We start from the raw sequence: 19,888 nt of genomic DNA, 5'->3' as shown, positions 1-19,888 counted from the left end.
CGGATGGCCGGCGAAGTTTTCTTATCGATGTAAATCTGTCCGGTTACAAAGAAGAAGTCATAGCAAATCCCGTGGATCAGGATGCCGAGCATAATCAGCCAGAAGGTACCACTAAGGGCAGCCGCTGAGAACAGTGTGAAGCGCGCAACCCAGGCCAGCATGCCTAACAGTAACATCCATTTCACCCCGAGCCTGGCAAAGAAGAATGGAATGAGCAACATAAATATGATTTCAGACGCCTGCCCGAAGGACATCTCGAAACTCGGGTTTTCAAAGTGGGGAACGCCGAGTTGGCCGTTGATGTCGCCAAAGTAAACCGGTGCATACGGGAAGTAGGTACCAAATGCGATGAAAATCAGCGTGGCAGCTACGAGGAAGATGATGAAAGACCGCGTAGAGAGGGCTTTCAACGCATCAATACCCAAAATCTGGCGCCAGCTGGTTTTCTGACCGGCCATTGGTGGCGGCGTCAGCGGAAGGGTGAAACTGTAAAGTCCGAGGAAGATGGCAGCGCCACCACCGATATACAGCGGTAAAGATGTGGAGTCGGCCATGAGCAATTTGCCGATGACCATACCGGCGACAACCCAGCCAATGGTGCCAAACACACGCACCACCGGGAATTCTTTTTCCTGATTCGTCATGTGGTGGAAAGCCAGCGATGCAGTTAAACCCAGGGTTGGGAAATAACAGATTGCATGGACAAAGAGCAGCGGCAGAAACCATGAGGTGCCGGCATAAGCGGGCATGGCGCACATGGCTACGCCGGCAATCAGGCAAAGCACACCGAGCACTTTCTCAGAATCGAAGAAACGGTCTGCTACCATTCCCATAAAAAACGGTGCAATGATGGCTGCAATCGGGCCGAGGGAATAAGCCCAATTGATCGATTCGCCCATGTCAATGGTCTGCATGTAGTTGCCAAGCGTGGGTGCCCAGGCCCCCCAGATGAAGTACTGCGCAAACATCATCACGCTTAGTCGCGATGTCAATCCGATATTCATATAACTTGCTTTAGCGGGTTAAGCATTTGGTGGAAACTGACATAAGGTCGCAAAAACTGAAGCCAAGATCCAAATTCCAGCCACATCTATTCTGAACGCTGCATTAAAAGAATAAATATTACCCTGTGTAAAAGACCTGACTTGTTTATATTTAGGTAACCACCATTCAAGCTATCCTTCCAACCCCTCATTAATATTTACGCACTTGAATATGAATAAACGTACCGCACTGGCCTGCGTTTGCTGCTTCGTAGTAGCATTGTGGTTCCTCATTCCCCCCACAATTGCCTCCGCCCAAACCTGGGAAATGGTGTGGTCTGATGAATTTGATGGCAATACGCTCGATCCGAACAAATGGACACTGCAAACAGGCGACGGATGCCCTGACTTATGTGGCTGGGGCAATAACGAACTCGAATGGTATACCACCACCAACCATGCTGTGAGCAACGGCATTCTTACAATTGAAGCCCGCGAAGAACAAGTAAGTGGGAAAAACTATACGTCCTCCCGCCTCCGCTCGATCAATAGAGGAGATTGGACCTATGGCCGTTTTGAGGTCCGCGCCAAACTCCCAACAGGCCAGGGACTCTGGCCGGCCATCTGGATGCTACCTACCGATCCCTCCATTTATGGTGTTTGGGCTGCCAGCGGTGAAATAGACATCATGGAAATGACAGGTGATAAACCAAATGAGATTTTTGGCACCATCCATTATGGCGGCAGCTGGCCTAATAATGTTTTTTCAGGTACCGACTATGTCTTGGATAGCGGCACGTTCAACGACGACTTTCACGTCTTTGCCATTGAATGGGAAGAAGGCGCGATCCGCTGGTATGTAGATGATGAGTTGTATGCCTCAAGGAATAACTGGTCCTCTACCGGTGGCCCTTTCCCCGCTCCGTTTGACGTCGACTTCCACCTACTGCTCAATGTAGCTGTTGGTGGCAACCTGCCCGGCAGCCCGGATGCATCGACGGTTTTCCCGCAGACCATGATGATCGATTACGTACGCGTGTATGAAAACACAGAGACTACGGGCGACAGTGGCTTGCTCTTTGACGACATGGAACATGGTGATCCGGATTTGAACAACTGGTTTAGTTTCGATGGCGGTGGTGGTGGGATTGCGGCAAACAATGCTGCTGCTGCTCCAGATAATGGCGGCAGCTTTTCTCTCAGCGCAACCTATCCCTTGCGGAGTGGCTACATCGGCGGTTTTGGGCGCACCAATCGCATGAATCTCGCAGATGCTACGCATTTCAATTTCTGGATCAATCCTGAAGCCAACCAGGACTATATTCTGGAAATGCAATTTCAGGACGATGACGACGGCGACGACCTGATTCCCACGCCATCCAACACAGATGACGAATTCCAATTTAACTGTGTAGTTAGCCCAAGTGGCCCATGTGCAGTTTCTGGCGACGGCTGGCAGTTGGTATCTATTCCATTTACAGATCTTGTGGATGACAATTCATTCCACAATGGTGGTAACGGCGTGTTCGACCCAGTACCAACCACAGCGGGTGGGAATGGGCAGCTTGTCAACGTGGTGGTGACCGTTGTAGGCAACAACACCGCTATTAACTTCGACACAGATAATTGGGCGTTTTCTGACGGTGCGCTTACAACCAGCACAGATGAATTTGCTGAAATCCCGCATGAAGTGGCGCTCACACCAGCCTATCCTAATCCCTTTTCAAGTGTGGCGACATTCAGCCTCGCACTTGACCAGGCACAGCGTGTTTCGGTATCAGTTTTCGATTTGCTTGGCCGGCAGGTTTCTCAGGTCTTCGACGGCATGCTCGCCGCTACAGAACAACAGTTCGAGCTTGATGGCTCATCGTGGCCCAATGGCGTATACCTGCTGAAAGTTGAAGGAGACACCTTCTTGCAAACCAGACAGCTTGTGCTGATGCGCTAAGCAAAAAATTGTGGTACACAAAAAAGCCGGCGCTGTGGACGAAGCGCCGGCTTTTGTATCCCATGTGTTCCGTTAGTTAGGGACGGAGTAGAAGTGATTACTCCAGAAGTGCAATTGCTTCCTTATTGAAAGCATATGGATCTCGTCACGCTATGGCGCATGCCCGGAAAAATTTGTGCGCCAAAAACTAAGTTTTTCCCAAGCCTTTTCTCTGCGCCATCCCAAAAAGGCCTTTTTGAGTGTAATTAGGGCATTTACAATAATCTACAAAGGCGGAATTTTTTTCCTCACACATCAAAACCTTCAACCAGCAACCTAATCCAATCCTTAGAACGTCTCAACAATCCGGACCGTCTTGATGAAATCAAGTCCCGGAAAATGGCGGTCGAGGAATTCACGGCCATGGACATTGATAGAGTCTTGCCGCATTGTGGGGCCATTGCCGTACTGGCCGTTGAAGGTGTCAATGACTTCCATCCCCGACACAATCTCTGCAATCGGTGGATAGCCGACGATGCCGGCCGCAGGATAAGTATCTAAGTTTACGTTGTCCGACAAATTGATAAAGACTTGATTTGTACGAGTTTTTGGGCCCCCACGGGCAAAAGAGATGGTCCCTTTCAAATTACTCTTCACTACCGGCTCGTCTTTGATACCAAGCTTTCGCCAGGCGCGGTTCACCTTCTCCTCATTGTGAATGCCAAACTGGGCCACATAGTTGGGTACCACGCGAAAGATGGAGACTTCATCGAAGTACTCCAACCGCACAAGATGGTAGAAGCGATCAGCGGCCAGGGGGCCCCATGCGCGGTGGACCATCGCATCAAAGCTGCCTTTACTCGTTTCAAACTTAACGAGAAAGCTGTCCGGGGCTGCTTTACGGATGTCTTCATCCGGCATACCCTGTGCATTTGCCGATTGGGCCCCAATTACGAACAACAGAAGCAAAAACAGGAACTTTTGAACCATCTTTTTGGGTATTGTAATTTCTTTAACGGCTATCGTATCATGGGTCGTTGCCTCGCCATCGTATATGCACTGACTACGCACCGGGTTCACAGCCCGGCACATTTTCTGTCTCTTGATCTGAAAACAACTGAAATTTATGCCTTTTTTAGACACGCCTACATGGCAAATGAAGCACATTTTCAGCATGCTTGCATGTACTGCTTTGCTGGCCGTTGCCGGCTCCGGTTGCGACAACGAAGCTGAAAACCCTTTTACCCCCATCGTCATTCCACCGCCAGCCATTGTAGCTGATACGCTCTACACAGAAACAGATACCGGACTCAAATTTTACGAATTGGCTGTTGGCGAAGGATCGCTTGCAGAAGACGGTTTTGTCGTCCAATATCATTACATCCTGTGGCGACAGGACAGTACCGTTGTAACCAGTTCTTACCTGAACGGCCTTGCTTCTGTACTCTTACTGGATGATAACACGGGTTTAATTCCAGGCTGGCGCGAAGGCCTCGACGGCATGCGAACCGGCGGATTTCGGCAGTTACAAATCCCTCCTGCGCTCGGTTTTGGCTCTACAGGTAGTCAAAGCCTGGGCATTGGATCTGATGAAACCCTCTACATGGAGCTTGCCCTGATTGGTGTTGGCGTTGCTGTTGAAAACAACTAAACAGCCATGAAGTCCCCCTCACAGCATGTTTGACCGGCTCAATATCAACATTGCAGGCGGACTTGATATTCCGCTGCCGCCAATGGCTGGCGTTCAGCAACAGTTTGCCAACCATGGCCTTGTTGATGTTTCGGATGCGGTCGCAGCTGCAGTTAACAACATTGAAGCCAGCGCCGGCATCAAGCCGGGTGACCGCATAGCCGTAGGGGTTGGGAGCCGTGGCATATCCAACCTTGCACAGGCCGTACGCGCCCTGGTCGACACACTCAAAGCCTGGGGTGCACATCCTTTCATATTTCCGGCCATGGGCAGCCACGGTGGTGCAACGGCTGCCGGGCAGGCCAAAGTGCTTGCATCTTACGGTGTAACGGAAGCGCGTATGGGGGTGCCCATCCGGGCAACAATGGATACAGTGCTGGTCACCCACATGGCAGATGGCACGCCGTTGTACATGGATCAGTTTGCACACGAGGCGGATGGGGTTGTGCTCATCAACCGCATAAAGCCACACACAACGGTGCGTGGCAATTTCCAGAGCGGGATTGTCAAAATGATGATTATCGGCATGGGCAAAATCCAGGGCGCCACGATCATGCATGGCGATCATGGCATGGACACCTTCGACCGTGTGCTCCCAAAAGCGGCTGAAGCACTTATGCCGCATATCCCCTTCCGATTTGGCGTAGCGCTGCTTGAAGATGCTTATGATCATACGTCACATGCAGAAGCCCTCCTACCTGACAAACTCCTGGAGCGAGAGAAGGACCTGTTAAATGCAGCCACGGCCATGATGGCCCGACTGCATTTTGACCAGATTGATGTGCTGGTAATCGATCAGATTGGGAAGGAAATCAGCGGCTCTGGTTTTGACCCCAACATCGCCGGCCGCAACAGCCGTGGGGTGCATGGTTTTGATAAACCAGAAATTGCCAAGCTTGTATTGTTAGGCCTTACAGAACAGACCTACGGCAATGCCACAGGTATCGGCCTGGCAGACGTGATTACCCAGCAGCTTTTTAACAACATAGACTTCGCATCAACCTATGCCAACGTCATCACAAGCGCCTACCTGGATGGCGCCGCTGTGCCCATTGTCATGCCGAACAGCAAAGACGCGGTGAGCCTGGCAGTCAAAACAGTACTCCGCGTAAAGCCAGCGGATGCCCGCATTGTGCGCATTCGGGACACGTTGAGTCTCGATAAGATCTTTGTTTCGGAGCCCATGTTACCCGAAGTTACCACCCACGCTTCCCTTACATTAAAAAAAGAGCCGGCGCCAATGCAGTGGACACCAGCCGAATTTTCATTTTAAGTAGAAAATCTACTAACTTGCGTACATCCACCAACCGATGTACCCCGCCATGACTGCAGCCCCCTACTGGCCCTTTATCGTACTGGGCCTTGGTATTCTCACCGTTGTAATTCTTATTGCACGCCTTCGCATCCATGCATTCCTTTCACTGATGATCTCCGCTGTAGTGGTGGGTGTTTTAAGCGGACAATTGCCGGGCGACGACGCTACTGCACATTTACTGCGCGCTGTTGAGCTTCCCATGCTGGAGTTTGGCCGTATTGCCGGCCAGATCGCTTTTGTAATTGCACTTGCAGCCATAATCGGCACCGCAATGATGGAAAGCGGGGCTGCAGGCAAAATTGTAAACAGCCTGATTAATGTCTTTGGTGAAGGGAAAACGGCAATTGCCCTGATTGCAAGTAGTCTTGTACTCGCGATTCCCGTATTTTTTGATACCGTATTTTTCCTGCTGATTCCCCTTGCAGCAGCATTGCGTCTGAAAACAGGTAACAACTACGTGCTTTTTGTGATGGCTATTGCAGGCGGTGCAGCCATTACACATCACCTGGTCCCACCCACCCCCGGCCCGCTCATCATGGCGGAAAACATGCAGGTTGATCTTGGCTTAACGATTATGGCCGGCCTGTTGGCAGCTATCATTCCGGCCATCACGGTATACTATGGGGGGAAATACATCAATCAGAAATGGGACATCCCCTTCAGGGGCTCGATTGCAACATCAGGCGATAGCAAATCCGCCAAAGAAAGTGATTGGACACCTGGCCTGTTCCTCTCACTCTTACCTGTTGTTCTACCTGTACTCTTGATCAGTCTTTCAACAATTTTTGGCCTTTCGGAAGATGGTGCATCGCTCTTCTTCAGCTTCCTGGGCAACAAAAACGTTGCTATGTTACTCGGCACCATGATAGCCATGTGGTTGTGGGCTCATAAAAAAGGCTGGCGCATTGGTGACCTGGGTGATGCTGTAAGTGAGCCGTTGCAGATTGCCGGCATTATCATTCTTATCACCTGTGCCGGCGGTGCGTTTGGTGCCATGATCAAGCTGGCCGGCATCGCAGACGCCGTTGCCTGGGCAACTGCAGATTTTCAGATCAGCTTTATTTTGCTTGGCTGGGTCACAGCAGCTGTAATGAAAATTGCACAAGGTTCCGGAACGGTGGCCATGATCACCGCATCAAGTATTATGTTTGCCATCATAGGTGACGGCAGCACACTCAGTTATCACCCCATCTATGTGCTGATGGCCATTGGCTTTGGCGCCATGTTCATCTCATGGATGAACGATAGCGGGTTCTGGGTCGTCGCAAAGCTCGGTGGATTCACCGAAAAAGAGACGCTCCGCACCTGGACGGTTATGCTTGGCTTAATCGGCCTCGTCGGGTTGCTGCAACTCCTTATTGCTGCAGCGATCTTCCCAATGGTATAATATGGCTGATGGTGTAATCTGGCTAATTCATAAAAATTAGCTGGATGTTGCAAATGAGACTTTCTTCTCTGCTCCCACGCTGTGGATTAATCAACACAACTTGCCATCCATGCGCACTTAGCTTGTAGAGCTCTGGCTGCTTGTGGAGCGGATCTTCCTGTGCAAGAGATACTTTGATTTCTTTTATGGCTATCGACATATCTTTTTTCAGCCATCGCTTGCTTTTAAAGCTTGCAGCCGGCCTTATGCATTGTTGATTGGGTAGGGAAACAAGTTCAAGGCGGGAGTCATGATTCCACCAAACCATGACCCGCGATCCACAAGATGCTAACCGGGCAGTGGTCACATTGCTAGCATTACTGAATCGCCCATCGGGATTAAATCCTACGACAGCCACTATGCCCACAGCATGATACATAAATTATTTAGTCATTTCAATAGATTTACTTTATTTATTAAACTTAACAATAGCTTAATTATTATTTAATCTACCCCGCACGAGACACTCCCCCTATCCATCAGTCCAAAAAATCACTTATGCGCGACAGGTACACCTCCTTTTCCTCCCACCAAATTTCGTGGCCGGCGTTTTCGATGAAGGCATAGGAGGCATTGGGAAACAGATCGACGTACTCATAGGCGCGTGCAAATCCAACGTAGTCACACTGTCCCTGCAACACCAGAACCGGTGAATTTATAGTAGCCATCGCACCACGAGGATCTGGCACATCGTCGTTGTTGGTTGCCAAATAAGCGTAAAGTCCACCTCCCCCTTCTTCAGGCAAAACATTCTCTACGTCGCAGACCATGCCCTTTGTAAATTTCGATGCCATACCGTTCAGGATACGGTCCATCTGCTTGTCCGACACAAATTTCGCATCAAACAACAAGGCACCCGTAGTAGCCACGATCGCCTTAGGTTTTAGCACTGCCCGATTGGATTCCTTAAACGGGTTATCAGGTGCAATGAACGCAAGGGAGTCTGGGGTTGGGTACAGGGAATCAAGCCGGGCATACCGGCTGTCGATCATGCGTGGTGGCGACAGTGTGCCTGGTGAAGAAAGAATCATTTTCTCAACTCGGCCTGGATGGCGCGAAGCATAATGCGCAATGATGTTTGTACCAAACGACTGCCCCATCAAAATGGATTGCTCGGCCCCAATGTGTTGCGTAATGATTTCGTGCAAGTCGGATAGGTGTTTCTCAAAACTTACATCGCTGAATTTCTCCAACCGATCAGATCGTCCGGATCCTCGCTGGTCATAGAAGTAGACGGGATATCCTAATGCAGTCAATGCACCGAGCGTATGTACAATGCTTGAGTGCACATAGCCCCCGGGACCGCCATGCAGGTAAATTACGGGTGACTTGGCCGAATCTGTCTGTGCCGGCAGAAATTGATAGGCAATATCGAAGCCTTCCGACATCTGCCAGTATGCCGTTGACGACGTGGGCTCTATGGCCGGCACCACTTCCCTTTCGGGGATAACCAGCAAAATGAAAAAGATGATCAAGATGGCTAGTAAAGCATAGCCACACCATTTCAGAGCAATTCGTAGCAGACGCATGGTACCTGGGGCAAATTTGTGATATCCCCGCTCCTACGTATTAAAAGTCTTACATGTTAACCCAAGCATCTCGATTTTCCTTTTGAAGCTCACACTCTCAGAGATTCACAACCACCCGTTGCCCAATTTGGGTAAAAAAGAAAAAGCTCTACCTGTTTTCAGGTAGAGCTTTTTAAAGCTGTCCGGGAGCCCGGTAAGCTGTCGCTAACAGGCTACGCCAGAGGCTCCCTTCTGCATATCAGACATAGGATCACCTCCGTAAGTTAAGGGCACTTCAGAAAACGCACCGGCTACCGCCCAGTTATGCAACCCGCGCTGCGAATTTTTGCCCGAAGGCAGTTTGATAACGACGCCACATGGGTGCAGTTCCTGGGATCTTTCTTTTTTCCTCTTCTTCCCAATTCGCAGGTTTGCCACTTGCTGTCAAACCCCTCCATATGGTCTAATTAAGGGCTTTAACCACTTTAAAAAATTTTTTCAATCTCTTTTTGGGGATTTCTGGTCTTTTCGCGTCTTGGTTAATGACTGCTTTAAAAACGGCATACTAACCTGGCCGGCAAAACAAGCAGCACACCATACGAACGTAATCAATTACACCATACAAGAGAACGACCATGACCATCAAATCAATGATTTCCGGTAAACACGCGGCCCAAACACTGGCTGCCGCCATTGTACTGGCACTTACAACCTGGGTAGGTTTTCAGCCAACAGAAAAAGCGATTAATGACGACGTGAAGCTCGAAGTCGCTTTTATGACCCACCTCGACATGGACCTGCCAGAACAGGATATTTTCATCGAGCGGGAAGCAGGATCAGAAGATGTGTATCGCGTTACCAAAGGCGACCATAACATGAACGCTGAACTATATGCAACGGCGGTCGAAACACCACACAATCCCTTTAACCCTGCTGCTATCGGTCCGCACAAAAAAGGCGCACCCCTCGGCATGACGCTTGGCGAATGGCTAGCCCACTCTGGCACCGGCACCTACAGCTGTAATGCCGGCGTCGGCACCATCGACCTGAAGTTCACAGGACTTGTGCCTGAAGGGGTATACACCATGTGGCACGCATTTATGGCCATGCCACCACCTGTGCCTTTCACAGGTACGCTCGACCTCCCGCTGGGCGCTCGTGATGGATCTGAAAGCGGATTCACAGCTGACAAAAAAGGCCGCGCTCGCTTCCAGCATACCTTTGAGCCTTGCCTGCAGATGTCTGACACCTGGACCACGTCCATGCTTGCCATTGCGTACCACAGCGATGGAAAAACGTACGGTGGAAGCCCCGGTGCATTTGGACTCAACTCTCATGTTCCACTCTTCGTTATGCTCCCGCAGCGCGAAGGCATCGAATAACTTCTGATCAAAAGCAACGGGACCGCTCAAAACGGGCGGTCCCGTCATGCTTAAAGCCATCAAGAAAATGAAAACGCTTCTAAGCCTGTGCACCTTGCTTCTGGTAACAGCGGCATTTGTAGCAAGTCCTTTGCACGACGAATTCGACAAGACGCGTCTGCCTGCCGCAGTTTCCAGCGCAGATTTCTATGACGCAACCATCGTAACGCCAGCCAAAGTTGAATTGGGCCGGGCACTCTTTTTTGACAAAATCCTGAGCGGCAACAAAAACATCTCTTGCGCTACATGCCACCATCCACAATTTGCCAGTGGCGACGGCGTGGCCCTGGCGTTTGGCGAAGGCCCATCAGGGCTTGGACCAGACCGTGAGCAAGGCACAACAAAGGCGCGCGCTGTACATGAGCGTGTACCACGCAACGCCCCTGCCCTGTTTAACCTTGGCGCAACAGAATTCACCACCCTGTTTCATGACGGGCGCGTAGAATCGGACACAGCCGGCTACTACGAAGGAGGATTTATCACACCAGCCAAATGGAAGCTACACAAGGGCCTCGATAACGTACTGGCAGCGCAGGCCATGTTTCCGGTCACCTCTCCTACCGAGATGGCTGGACAAAAAGGGGAAAACCCGATTGCTGATGCGCGGGCACTAAACAATGTCGCCGGCCCGAATGGTGTGTGGGAATTACTAGCCGGCCGGCTGCAAACCATCCCTGCCTATGTTGCGCTCTTCGATGAAGCTTATCCGGGCGCAATCAGTCAACCGGAAGACATCACCTTTGTCATGGCTGCCAATGCCATTGCCGCTTTTGAGGCAGCCTCATTTAAAACAACAGAAAGCACCTATGACCAGTACCTTGCGGGCAACACCAAGTTGTCTGTCGAGGCACAAGCCGGACTCGAGTTGTTTTACGGCAAAGCCCAATGTTATACTTGCCATGGCGGAAAATTCCAAACGGATCATGACTTTCACGCGATTGCAATGCCCCAAATAGGTCCTGGCAAAGCTGATGGCTACAATGCGGATTATTGGCGCGCAACGGGCCTGAAGGCATTTCCCGAAGACTACGGGCGTGGACGCGTGACCTTCCGCGAAGAAGACCGCTACAAGTTTCGTACGCCATCGCTGCGTAATGTGGCGGAAACAGGTCCGTGGGGACACAGTGGCGCTTACGATGATCTAGAATCGGTTGTCCGCCACCACCTTGACCCGGTTACCTCGCTGAATAGCTATACATTGACAGAAGATCAATTGCTGGCGATGGAGCAGGTTATCGAAACCACGGCTGACGGCCCACGGCTCATCGATGATTGGCTAAGCGAAAAGCGGAGGGACGATTTCCTTGCACGCGACTCCTGGGTGCAGCAACACCCCGAGCTGCGGCAATACATCGCAGATGCCAATGAACTGGACCCGGTAAGTTTATCAAATTCGGAAGTAGACAACCTGTTAACATTCCTGCATACCCTAACGGATTCCAGCACATTGAACCTGCAGCACCTGGTCCCGCTTGCAGTGCCGAGTGGGCTGCCTGTTGAGGAGTGAGGAGTGAGGAGTGAGGAGTGAGGAGTGAGGGATATGCAGTCCGGCATCAGGGTTTCCTGCTCACAGGAGACACACAATCCTGATGTCGGACTCTCTGTACTTTCTTGACAAAACCCTGGCACAACTTCCCTTTTACCTTACATCAAGCTTGATCTCAAGGATGTCGCCAATAATGACGGCAATCTGATCGAAAGCCGGCACGATGTAGTCAGCCTCAGCTAGCGCCGGTCGTTTATTGGTGGACGTGACAGCAATAACCCGGGCGCCGGCCGTTTTTGCAGATTTGATTCCGGCAGGCGCGTCTTCAATGACTACGCATTCATCAGGCGCAAAACCGAGCCCTTCTATGGCCTGGCGATAGGGATCAGGCGCAGGCTTCCCGTTTATCACGTCATCTGCGGTAATAAACACCTCCGGGGCAGGCAGTCCTACAACCCCCAATCGCTTGGTGGCAGTTCTTCGCGTGCCACTGGTTGCGATGGCCCACTGTCCACCTGGCAGCTGGCTCAGCAATTGGTATGTGCCGGCATACCGGCTCAGGCCATCGATATCATCTGCTTCAACTTTCTCCTTGCGGGCGGCCTCGGCATCTGCATCGAGATGAGGCGCTACTTCGCGGATTGTAAGCGCAGTAGGTCGGCCATGGTGAATTGCCAGGATATGATCAAGCGATACGCCCTTGGCATCTGCCCATATTTTCCAATGCCGCTCAGCAATCGGATTCGAATTAACCAGGATACCATCCAGATCAAAAATGATTGCTTTGCAGTGTATCGTATGCATGGTTCAATCTCCGATAGAATCATCTCTTGCGCAATGCCGCACAATGGCATTGCATCTAACCAAAAAAAGAAGGAAGTTCATGAACTTATCAGATTAGTTGCCAATTTCCTATTTCCACCCCATTACCTCGTTGTTATGAATAGCATGCGCGCCACCCTTGTCTTTTTACTTGTCGCCTCTTGTCTGGCACTCCCCGAAGCTACCGCTCAGCATGGCAAAGTACACGACATGCTTTCAATGGAAAGCACAATCCTCAAAAGTGAGCGCAAGTATGCGGTTTACTTGCCCCCCGATTATGCAACTTCGGAGCGTAATTATCCAGTACTTTACCTATTACACGGCGCCGGCGATGACCAGACCGGCTGGATCCAGTTTGGCGAAATTATGCACATCGCAGACAAAGCCATCCGCGAAGGTACTGCTACACCCATGATTGTTGTCATGCCTGATGCAGACACTGGCATTCGCGGGTATTTCAATGACATCGAAAAAGACTGGCGCTATGAGGACTTTTTCTTCGACGAACTGATGCCGCATGTTGAAGAGAAATTCCGCATCCGGAGCCAAAAACGCTACCGTGCCATTGCCGGCCTCTCCATGGGTGGTGGTGGAACGTTTATGTATGCGCTCCATCGGCCAGACTTGTTCTCATCAGCCGCACCGCTCAGCGCCTACGTTGGACCGCTTTCTGTACAGGACCTAAAAAACACCATGCAACGGTGGAATCAGCGCGACATCTCGGGCATCAGCGATGAAGATTTTGAAGCGTATTTCCAACGGCACAGCGCGGTTGCCCTGATGGAAAACATGCCGGTCGACGACATCAAATCTGTACGGTGGTTTATTGATTGCGGAGATGATGATTTCCTGTATGAAGGCAATTCACTCATCCACATTGCGATGCGCAAACGCGACATACCGCACGAATTCCGCATCCGCGATGGTGGGCACACGTGGACCTATTGGCGCGAAAGCCTGCCTACTGTACTGCACTTTGTCTCTCAGGCCTTTCATCAGTATTAGGCAAACAATTTTATTGTTTGCAGTTGAAGGTTGCTGGTTTAAGGTTGAAGATTTTCTATCGTTTATTAGTGCTTGTAATGTATATGACTATTAAAAACATTGCGCTAAGCGTCCTTTTCCTCTTTGTACTTACCGTTGCGGCACAAGCGCAGGAAAAGAAAGATGAGAACAAGTGGGACGTAAACGCGGGCCATGGTGTCACTAAACAGGTGCAATTTACAACCAATGAAGGCACATGGATGACGGTGGATGTTCATCCAGACGGCAATCGACTCGTGTTTGACATGCTCGGTGATTTGTTCGAGTTGCCGCTGGCCGGCGGCAAAGCAAAGCGGCTTACCCGAGGCGCTGCTTACGATGTGCAACCCAGGTATAGCCCCGACGGCAAGCATATCAGCTTTACGTCAGATCGTGCCGGCGGCGACAACGTTTGGATTGCAAATGCAGATGGCAGCGCCCCCACACAAGTTACCAAAGAGTCTTTCAGGTTACTCAATGGCGCAGAGTGGACGCCAGACGGTGATTACCTGATTGCCCGCAAACATTTCACCAGTACCCGCTCGCTGGGCGCCGGCGAAATGTGGATCTATCACAAAAGCGGCGGCAGCGGACTCCAGTTGACCAAGCGACGGAACGATCAGCAAGATCAAGGCAACGAAATTGCAGTCAGCCCCGATGGTCGCTACGTGTATTTTTCTGAAGATGTCACACCGGGCCCTTTTTTCTTGTATAACAAGGATCCAAATGCCGGCATCTACAGCATCAAACAGCTGGACCGGGAGACGGGCGAAATAAGAACCGTAGTTTCTGGTCCGGGAAGTGCCATGCGGCCCGTCCCTTCACCAGACGGCAAAGAGCTTGCTTTTGTCCGTCGCGTGCGCACCAAAACCGTGTTATACAGCTTTGATTTGGAGAAAGGCACAGCACGCCCAATCTACGATGGACTCGACCGTGACCAGCAGGAAGTATGGGCTATTTTTGGGGTGTACCCCAACTTTAGCTGGACGCCCGACGGCAAACATATTGTCATATGGGCACAAGGTAAACTGTGGAAAATCGAATCAGCAACCGGCAACATCACCAATATCCCTTTTGAGGTTGATGTAGATATTCAGGTTACAGAAGCGGTCCGGTTTCCTGTGGAAGTACTGCCCAAATCGTTTGACGCCCGTATGATTATGGGCGCTAGAACAACACCCGACAACCGCACCCTTGTCTTCCACGCAGTGGGACACCTGTGGTCCAAGCGATTGCCAAACGGTACGCCAGAGCGTCTGACTACAGCCAGTGAGTTTGAATACGAGCCGGCCATCAGTCCAGATGGAAAAACAGTTGTTTACACAACCTGGGACGATGAGGCGCTTGGTGCTGTTAAATCGGTGCCGATTGCCGGCGGCACACCCAACCAACTCACTGAAGCTCCGGGTTACTACTTTACACCTGGATTCAGTCCGGATGGGAGCAAGGTTGTATTCCGCAAAGGCACCGGTAATTCTTTACTTGGCGCAGCGTACGGTCGCGAAACCGGTTTGTACTGGATGCAAGCAGATGGCACTGATCTGACGAAAATACAGCGCGGTGGATACGCGCCGATGTTTAATCATACTGGCGAACGGATCTACTTCAAAACCGGCGGTGGGTTGTCGAAGCAGTTCAAAAGCGTGAACCTGGAGGGCAGCGAAGAACGGACGCATTTCAATATGAAATACGCGGATGTTGTGATGCCGAGCCCGGATGGTAAATGGATCGCATTTACTGAATTATTCAATGCCTATATAGCGCCTATGCCCCAAACGGGTAAGCCGATTGACCTGAACAAAGACATGAAGGCTGTCCCGGTCAAGAAAATCACCCGCGACGCCGGCACAGACCTGCACTGGTCACCTGACAGCCAGCACCTGCACTGGATGATTGGGCCGGAATACTTCTCTCGGCCGTTGACCGATGCTTTTGCCTTCCTGGCCGGCGCCCCAGAGACGCTCCCAAAACCTGACTCTACAGGGATTAATGTAGGGTTACGCATACCGACGGACATCCCCACAGGCACCGTAGCCTTTACAGGCGCGCGCATCATCACGATGAATGGCGATGAAGTTATCGAAAAAGGTACCCTCGTTGTTGAAGGGAACAGGATTGTGTCGATTGACGCAAGTGGTGAATCACCAGCCGGCGCGCACGTTGTCGACGCAAGCGGTAAAACGATTATCCCGGGCCTCATCGATGTGCATGCACATGCGAGCCATTTCCCAAGCGGCCCTACACCCCATCAAAACTGGGTGTATTACGCAAATCTCGCGTACGGTGTCACCACAATGCACGATCCCTCTGCCAATACACCGTTTGTTTTTAGGCAGAAAGAACTGGTGCGCGCTGGCAAGGTAACCGGTCCTCGCGTATTCTCCACCGGACGCATCCTGTATGGTGCAGACGGTGACTTTAAAGCCGTTGTAAACAGCCTGGATGATGCCCGGTCACACCTGCGGCGTATGAAAGCAGTGGGCGCCATTTCGGTAAAAAGCTACAACCAGCCACGGCGCGATCAACGCCAGCAAGTATTACAAGCAGCGAGAGAGCTTGGGATGATGGTTGTGCCCGAAGGAGGCTCAACCTTCTTCACCAACATAAATCAGATGATAGATGGGCACACAAGCCTTGAACATAACCTCCCCGTTGCTCCGCTCTACAAAGATGTAATCGAGCTGTGGCGACACACCACGGTGGGCTATACGCCGACATTAGTTGTAAACTATGGTGGGCCCAATGGTGAGTACTGGTGGTACCAAAACACCAATGTGTGGGACAAGGATCGGTTGCTGAATTTCTATCCGCGACCAAGCATCGACGCCCGAAGCCGACGACCAACCAAGGTACCGGAAGAAGAATACCAGCATATTATGGTTGCAGAGCAAGCCAAAAAACTCGTTGATCAAGGCAACACTGTGCAAATAGGTGGGCATGGACAGTTGCAGGGTCTTGCATCACACTGGGAGTTATGGATGTTTGAGCAAGGCGGCATGACACCACACGAAGCCTTGCGCAGCGCCACCCTGCACGGTGCTCAGTTGTTGGGAATGGATAAAGACATCGGTTCTCTCGAAACAGGGAAGCTGGCAGACCTTGTTGTGCTGGAAGGCAACCCGCTTGATGATATTCTACAGACCGAGCACGTGTCGATGGTCATGATAAACGGCCGGCTCTTTGACGCAGAAACGATGAACCAGATTGGCAATCATCCCTCAACACGCAAACCCTTCTACTGGCAGCGCGAGGGCGTGGATGACCGATTTATCTGGCAGCCGGCAGAAATTACCATTGATGGCGCCCACATCTGTTCTTGTGGGATAAATTAGGCATTTTGTTGATTCATCAGCAAAATGCCGTATCCTGAACAAGATTCAGGATCCATGCCCCAGTAAAGCTAAGAGATGCTACGGAACCTGATTTAGGCAACAGAACGACTTGAACCGTGCTGCTTTTCCCCCAATGGCTTTCAGGGTCCGAAATGACATTGAGGGAGTGCCGGGCATAGCGACAACCAGATCTACACGCCAATAAAATAAGGAGCCAGTTTTCCCAACTGGCTCCTTTTAATATGCAAGCGCCAAAGAACGCCGGCCACCTTAACAACCGTCTTCAGTTTCGTACCATAACTCTTCTTCGTTCTCAACTTCATTGAGCCCCTGCCATTCAAGCAGGGAGGCGCGAAACTTCTCTGCTTCCACAGTAAGATCTACAGTTTCAATATCCAGCGCCTCTTTCACGCCGTCAAGACGATCCAGATTTGCCTGCGCCTTACTGTTTGATTCGTCAATCTCCAGTGCCTTGCTGTACATGGCGGCAGCCGTTTGAATCTGACCATGATGCTCGAGCACCATGCCAAGGTTGTTAAAGAAGACTGCCTGAGAACCATTGGTTTCTACCGCAAGTGCAAGCACAGGCAATGCCTGGTCAAACTGTTCGTCTTCGATGTAAATCAACGCGAGGTTATTCATAGACCAGGCATCGGAGTCATCAAACAACAGCGCCTGCTTGTAGGCTGCGATGGCTTCTGGATGCTGCCCCATGTTATGGTAGGCACGCCCTTGCAAGCGGTATACATCCACCGATGCGGAATCGTAAACGAGCGCCTGCGCCAGCGACTCCATGGCGTCTGCTGTTTCACCCAGCGCGAGTTGTGCGCGACTAAGATTGATCCAGCTCTTTACATGGCCCTCATCCAATGCAAGGGCAGCGCGGTATGCAGACTTGGCTGTTTCGCTATCACCGGTTCTGTAGGCCGACAAGCCCAGCATGTAATGCCCCCATGGATTGGATTCGTTTTGGGCCGTGTAATCGGAAAACCGCGTTACAGCAGCGTTGTAGTCTTTTGCCATAAAGGCTGCTTCAGCGTCAGCATAAGTGACAACAACAGGGGTTTCTTCTTTTACTTCCAGGACGGCTTCTTTGGGTACCACCGTTGGCGTAACAGGCGCAGGTGCCGGCGTAGAGGTTACCTGTACCGGTGCAGCAGCACGGTGGCGCGACGAACTGTTTTCAGATTTTTCTTCAGCACCACAGCCGCTCAGGATAAAGCAAAAAGCTGTCAGGCCACTTAAAGCGATGCTTGAAATACGGCGGGTGCTTGTTTTGATTTGGTTAGTCATGTCTATTCTCCTTGTTGAAGTTTTGGATTAACACTGACCCGATGGCCAGATGCCAACCTATATTTCAAGCGAGATGCCAAAAGACACAACACAGAACAACAAAAACCACAACCTGTTGCCCCGCAACGATTTACAGGTTTTTTCTTTTTGAAAAAATTCTATTAAAAACCTTCACTGTGTTCAGCGTGACACGATAAACACAGCGGGAATGTGTCCATGCGTACACGTATATTCGAGCGCCACGGCTACGATTTGCGGATATTCAGCCGGCGCATGATTTTGAGCAGCGATGCATGATCCGAAAGCCCCAGATCTTTGGCCGTATTGCTGATATGACCATCGTTGCGCTCAAGTGCAGAGATGATAATTTGACGCTCCGCCTCAGCTTTGCGTTGCTGAAAAGTTGTCGCTTTAGCGTCTGGCGTTACGGATAGCGTACCCTGAACGTCTACAGGTACTTCTTCTACCTGGATTACATCGTCGTCAGAAGCAATGATCATCCGTTCGACGATGTTGCGCAGTTCGCGCACATTGTTGCGCTGCCAGTTATGCTGCATCAGCATATCCATCGCCTCAGGGGCAAACCGTTTTTTACGCATGCCAAATCGCCTGCAGATAAACGCTGCAAAATGATCAGCAAGTTCCGGTACATCAGAGCGCCGGTCGCGTAGTGGCGGCACTTGTAAGATGTGCACATTGAGGCGGTAGTAAAGGTCTTCCCTGAAATTGCCGGCTTCACTTTCTTTTGCCAGGTCTCTGTTCGTGGCTGCAACAACGCGGGCAGTAACTTTGATGGGCTTCTCTCCACCAACACGCATCACTTCGCGTTGCTCAAGAACACGCAAAAGCTTGGCCTGGGCCTGCAGCGGCATCTCGCCTACTTCATCCAGAAAGATGGTGCCGCCGGCTGCTTGCAAGAAAGCACCTTTTCGCGTACGGTTCGCACCGGTAAATGCCCCGCGCTCGTGCCCAAACAATTCACTTTCGATCAGGTTTTCGGGGAGCGCAGCACAGTTCACTGCTACAAACGGTCTTCGGTCTTCGCCAGCCATGTCGTGTACTGCTCTGGCAACCAGTTCTTTCCCGGTACCACTTTCCCCAAGAATAAGCACGCTACTCGGAATTTTTGCGAGGCGTGCAATTTGCTGCTGCAACTTCTGCATTGCCGCGCTCGAACCAATGAGTCCGCTTGTCCGGCCCAGGTCTTCTTTAAGCGACTTCACCTCTTCCTGCAAACGCAACCGATCCAGTGCATTCTCCACTTCTTGCACCACCCGCTCCATCGGCTCAGACTTGTCGATAAACCCATATGCCCCCAATTGGACAGCCCGTACGCAGCGCGCGTAGTTGCCCGTGCCGGTGTAAACAATAACTGGAACTTCAATTTTATCAGCCTTTAATTGCTCCAGCACTGCAAAACCATCAACGCCCGGCATCTCTAGATCCAGTATGATGCAATCAACAGCTGCTTTCGATACTGCTTGCAGCGCAGCAGCGCCGCCATGGGCAATAAGCGTCTGATATCCTCCAACCCGCTTTAAGTCGTAAGCATACTGTTCAGCCAGGGCAGGCACATCATCAACAACAAGGATTAACGCCATAACAAACGGGGGTTGTGCACTGCGGTGGTTATGCGGCAGGAAATTCTACAAGAAACCGGGT

General features: G+C 51.1%; 15 protein-coding genes. 8 read left to right on the top strand and 7 right to left on the bottom strand.

Annotated elements, in window-relative coordinates:
- Positions 1-1,004: MFS transporter (locus AAF564_17450; GenBank protein MEM8487342.1), on the bottom strand; the 1,004-nt coding region annotated here is incomplete at its 3' end.
- A 211-nt stretch (positions 1,005-1,215) separates the two neighbouring features.
- Between AAF564_17450 and AAF564_17445 the strand changes: the two genes are divergently transcribed.
- Positions 1,216-2,931, top strand: a complete 1,716-nt coding sequence (locus tag AAF564_17445; GenBank protein MEM8487341.1) for a family 16 glycosylhydrolase — start codon at positions 1,216-1,218, stop codon at positions 2,929-2,931.
- A gap of 327 nt (positions 2,932-3,258) precedes the next feature.
- Here the strand turns inward: AAF564_17445 and AAF564_17440 are convergent, their stop codons facing one another.
- Positions 3,259-3,900: a peptidylprolyl isomerase gene (locus tag AAF564_17440; protein ID MEM8487340.1), complete on the bottom strand. Its 642-nt coding sequence runs from the start codon at positions 3,898-3,900 to the stop codon at positions 3,259-3,261.
- A 136-nt stretch (positions 3,901-4,036) separates the two neighbouring features.
- Here AAF564_17440 and AAF564_17435 point away from each other — a divergent pair, with 136 nt between their 5' ends.
- From AAF564_17435 to AAF564_17425, 3 genes are read left to right on the top strand one after another with little or no spacing between them, the layout of a single operon-like run.
- Positions 4,037-4,561 carry an FKBP-type peptidyl-prolyl cis-trans isomerase gene (locus tag AAF564_17435; GenBank protein ID MEM8487339.1) on the top strand — a complete coding sequence of 175 codons (525 nt, stop codon included), beginning with the start codon at positions 4,037-4,039 and terminating at the stop codon, positions 4,559-4,561.
- Positions 4,562-4,586: 25 nt separating this feature from the next.
- A complete protein-coding gene (locus AAF564_17430) occupies positions 4,587-5,873 on the top strand; it encodes a DUF362 domain-containing protein (protein ID MEM8487338.1) in 1,287 nt (428 codons plus the stop codon).
- A gap of 49 nt (positions 5,874-5,922) precedes the next feature.
- Positions 5,923-7,302, top strand: coding sequence for a gluconate transporter (locus AAF564_17425; GenBank protein MEM8487337.1), 1,380 nt, complete (start codon positions 5,923-5,925; stop codon positions 7,300-7,302).
- 22 nt (positions 7,303-7,324) lie between these two features.
- On the opposite strand, the gene AAF564_17420 is transcribed toward AAF564_17425, so the two are convergent.
- Both AAF564_17420 and AAF564_17415 read right to left on the bottom strand, forming a co-directional pair.
- Positions 7,325-7,501 (bottom strand): hypothetical protein, encoded by a 177-nt coding sequence (locus tag AAF564_17420; protein ID MEM8487336.1) that lies wholly within the window; start codon positions 7,499-7,501, stop codon positions 7,325-7,327.
- A gap of 319 nt (positions 7,502-7,820) precedes the next feature.
- Positions 7,821-8,870, bottom strand: coding sequence for an alpha/beta hydrolase (locus tag AAF564_17415; GenBank protein ID MEM8487335.1), 1,050 nt, complete (start codon positions 8,868-8,870; stop codon positions 7,821-7,823).
- Between the two features lie 614 nt (positions 8,871-9,484).
- Here AAF564_17415 and AAF564_17410 point away from each other — a divergent pair.
- Together AAF564_17410 and AAF564_17405 are read left to right on the top strand one after the other, a co-directional pair.
- Positions 9,485-10,231 (top strand): hypothetical protein, encoded by a 747-nt coding sequence (locus AAF564_17410; GenBank protein ID MEM8487334.1) that lies wholly within the window; start codon positions 9,485-9,487, stop codon positions 10,229-10,231.
- Positions 10,232-10,298: 67 nt separating this feature from the next.
- Positions 10,299-11,777: a cytochrome c peroxidase gene (locus AAF564_17405; GenBank protein MEM8487333.1), complete on the top strand. Its 1,479-nt coding sequence runs from the start codon at positions 10,299-10,301 to the stop codon at positions 11,775-11,777.
- 132 nt (positions 11,778-11,909) lie between these two features.
- On the opposite strand, the gene AAF564_17400 is transcribed toward AAF564_17405, so the two are convergent.
- Entirely contained in the window at positions 11,910-12,560 is a 651-nt protein-coding gene (locus AAF564_17400) for an HAD family hydrolase (protein MEM8487332.1), read from the bottom strand.
- A 144-nt stretch (positions 12,561-12,704) separates the two neighbouring features.
- Between AAF564_17400 and AAF564_17395 the strand changes: the two genes are divergently transcribed.
- A complete protein-coding gene (locus AAF564_17395; protein MEM8487331.1) occupies positions 12,705-13,583 on the top strand; it encodes an alpha/beta hydrolase family protein in 879 nt (292 codons plus the stop codon).
- A gap of 83 nt (positions 13,584-13,666) precedes the next feature.
- Positions 13,667-16,933, top strand: coding sequence for an amidohydrolase family protein (locus tag AAF564_17390; GenBank protein ID MEM8487330.1), 3,267 nt, complete (start codon positions 13,667-13,669; stop codon positions 16,931-16,933).
- 270 nt (positions 16,934-17,203) lie between these two features.
- Here the strand turns inward: AAF564_17390 and AAF564_17385 are convergent, their stop codons facing one another.
- Together AAF564_17385 and AAF564_17380 are read right to left on the bottom strand one after the other, a co-directional pair.
- On the bottom strand, positions 17,204-18,226 hold the full coding sequence (locus AAF564_17385; protein MEM8487329.1) for a tetratricopeptide repeat protein: 1,023 nt from the start codon (positions 18,224-18,226) through the stop codon (positions 17,204-17,206).
- Between the two features lie 245 nt (positions 18,227-18,471).
- Positions 18,472-19,827: a sigma-54 dependent transcriptional regulator gene (locus tag AAF564_17380; protein MEM8487328.1), complete on the bottom strand. Its 1,356-nt coding sequence runs from the start codon at positions 19,825-19,827 to the stop codon at positions 18,472-18,474.
- Positions 19,828-19,888 lie beyond the last annotated feature (61 nt).

This window comes from Bacteroidota bacterium, assembly GCA_039111535.1.
In the GTDB taxonomy this organism is placed as follows: Bacteria; Bacteroidota; Rhodothermia; order Rhodothermales; family JAHQVL01; genus JBCCIM01.
The sequence above is the reverse complement of the archived record's forward strand: the minus strand, read 5'-3'. Positions and strand labels throughout refer to the sequence as shown.

Coding starts and splice junctions, on each gene's coding strand:
- AAF564_17385 (MEM8487329.1), bottom strand. CDS start 18,226: ATGACTAACCAAATCAAAACAAGCACCCGCCGTATTTCAAGCATCGCT.
- AAF564_17410 (MEM8487334.1), top strand. CDS start 9,485: ATGACCATCAAATCAATGATTTCCGGTAAACACGCGGCCCAAACACTG.
- AAF564_17445 (MEM8487341.1), top strand. CDS start 1,216: ATGAATAAACGTACCGCACTGGCCTGCGTTTGCTGCTTCGTAGTAGCA.
- AAF564_17435 (MEM8487339.1), top strand. CDS start 4,037: ATGCCTTTTTTAGACACGCCTACATGGCAAATGAAGCACATTTTCAGC.
- AAF564_17440 (MEM8487340.1), bottom strand. CDS start 3,900: ATGGTTCAAAAGTTCCTGTTTTTGCTTCTGTTGTTCGTAATTGGGGCC.
- AAF564_17405 (MEM8487333.1), top strand. CDS start 10,299: ATGAAAACGCTTCTAAGCCTGTGCACCTTGCTTCTGGTAACAGCGGCA.
- AAF564_17400 (MEM8487332.1), bottom strand. CDS start 12,560: ATGCATACGATACACTGCAAAGCAATCATTTTTGATCTGGATGGTATC.
- AAF564_17380 (MEM8487328.1), bottom strand. CDS start 19,827: ATGGCGTTAATCCTTGTTGTTGATGATGTGCCTGCCCTGGCTGAACAG.
- AAF564_17395 (MEM8487331.1), top strand. CDS start 12,705: ATGCGCGCCACCCTTGTCTTTTTACTTGTCGCCTCTTGTCTGGCACTC.
- AAF564_17415 (MEM8487335.1), bottom strand. CDS start 8,870: ATGCGTCTGCTACGAATTGCTCTGAAATGGTGTGGCTATGCTTTACTA.
- AAF564_17430 (MEM8487338.1), top strand. CDS start 4,587: ATGTTTGACCGGCTCAATATCAACATTGCAGGCGGACTTGATATTCCG.
- AAF564_17425 (MEM8487337.1), top strand. CDS start 5,923: ATGACTGCAGCCCCCTACTGGCCCTTTATCGTACTGGGCCTTGGTATT.
- AAF564_17390 (MEM8487330.1), top strand. CDS start 13,667: ATGACTATTAAAAACATTGCGCTAAGCGTCCTTTTCCTCTTTGTACTT.
- AAF564_17420 (MEM8487336.1), bottom strand. CDS start 7,501: ATGTCGATAGCCATAAAAGAAATCAAAGTATCTCTTGCACAGGAAGAT.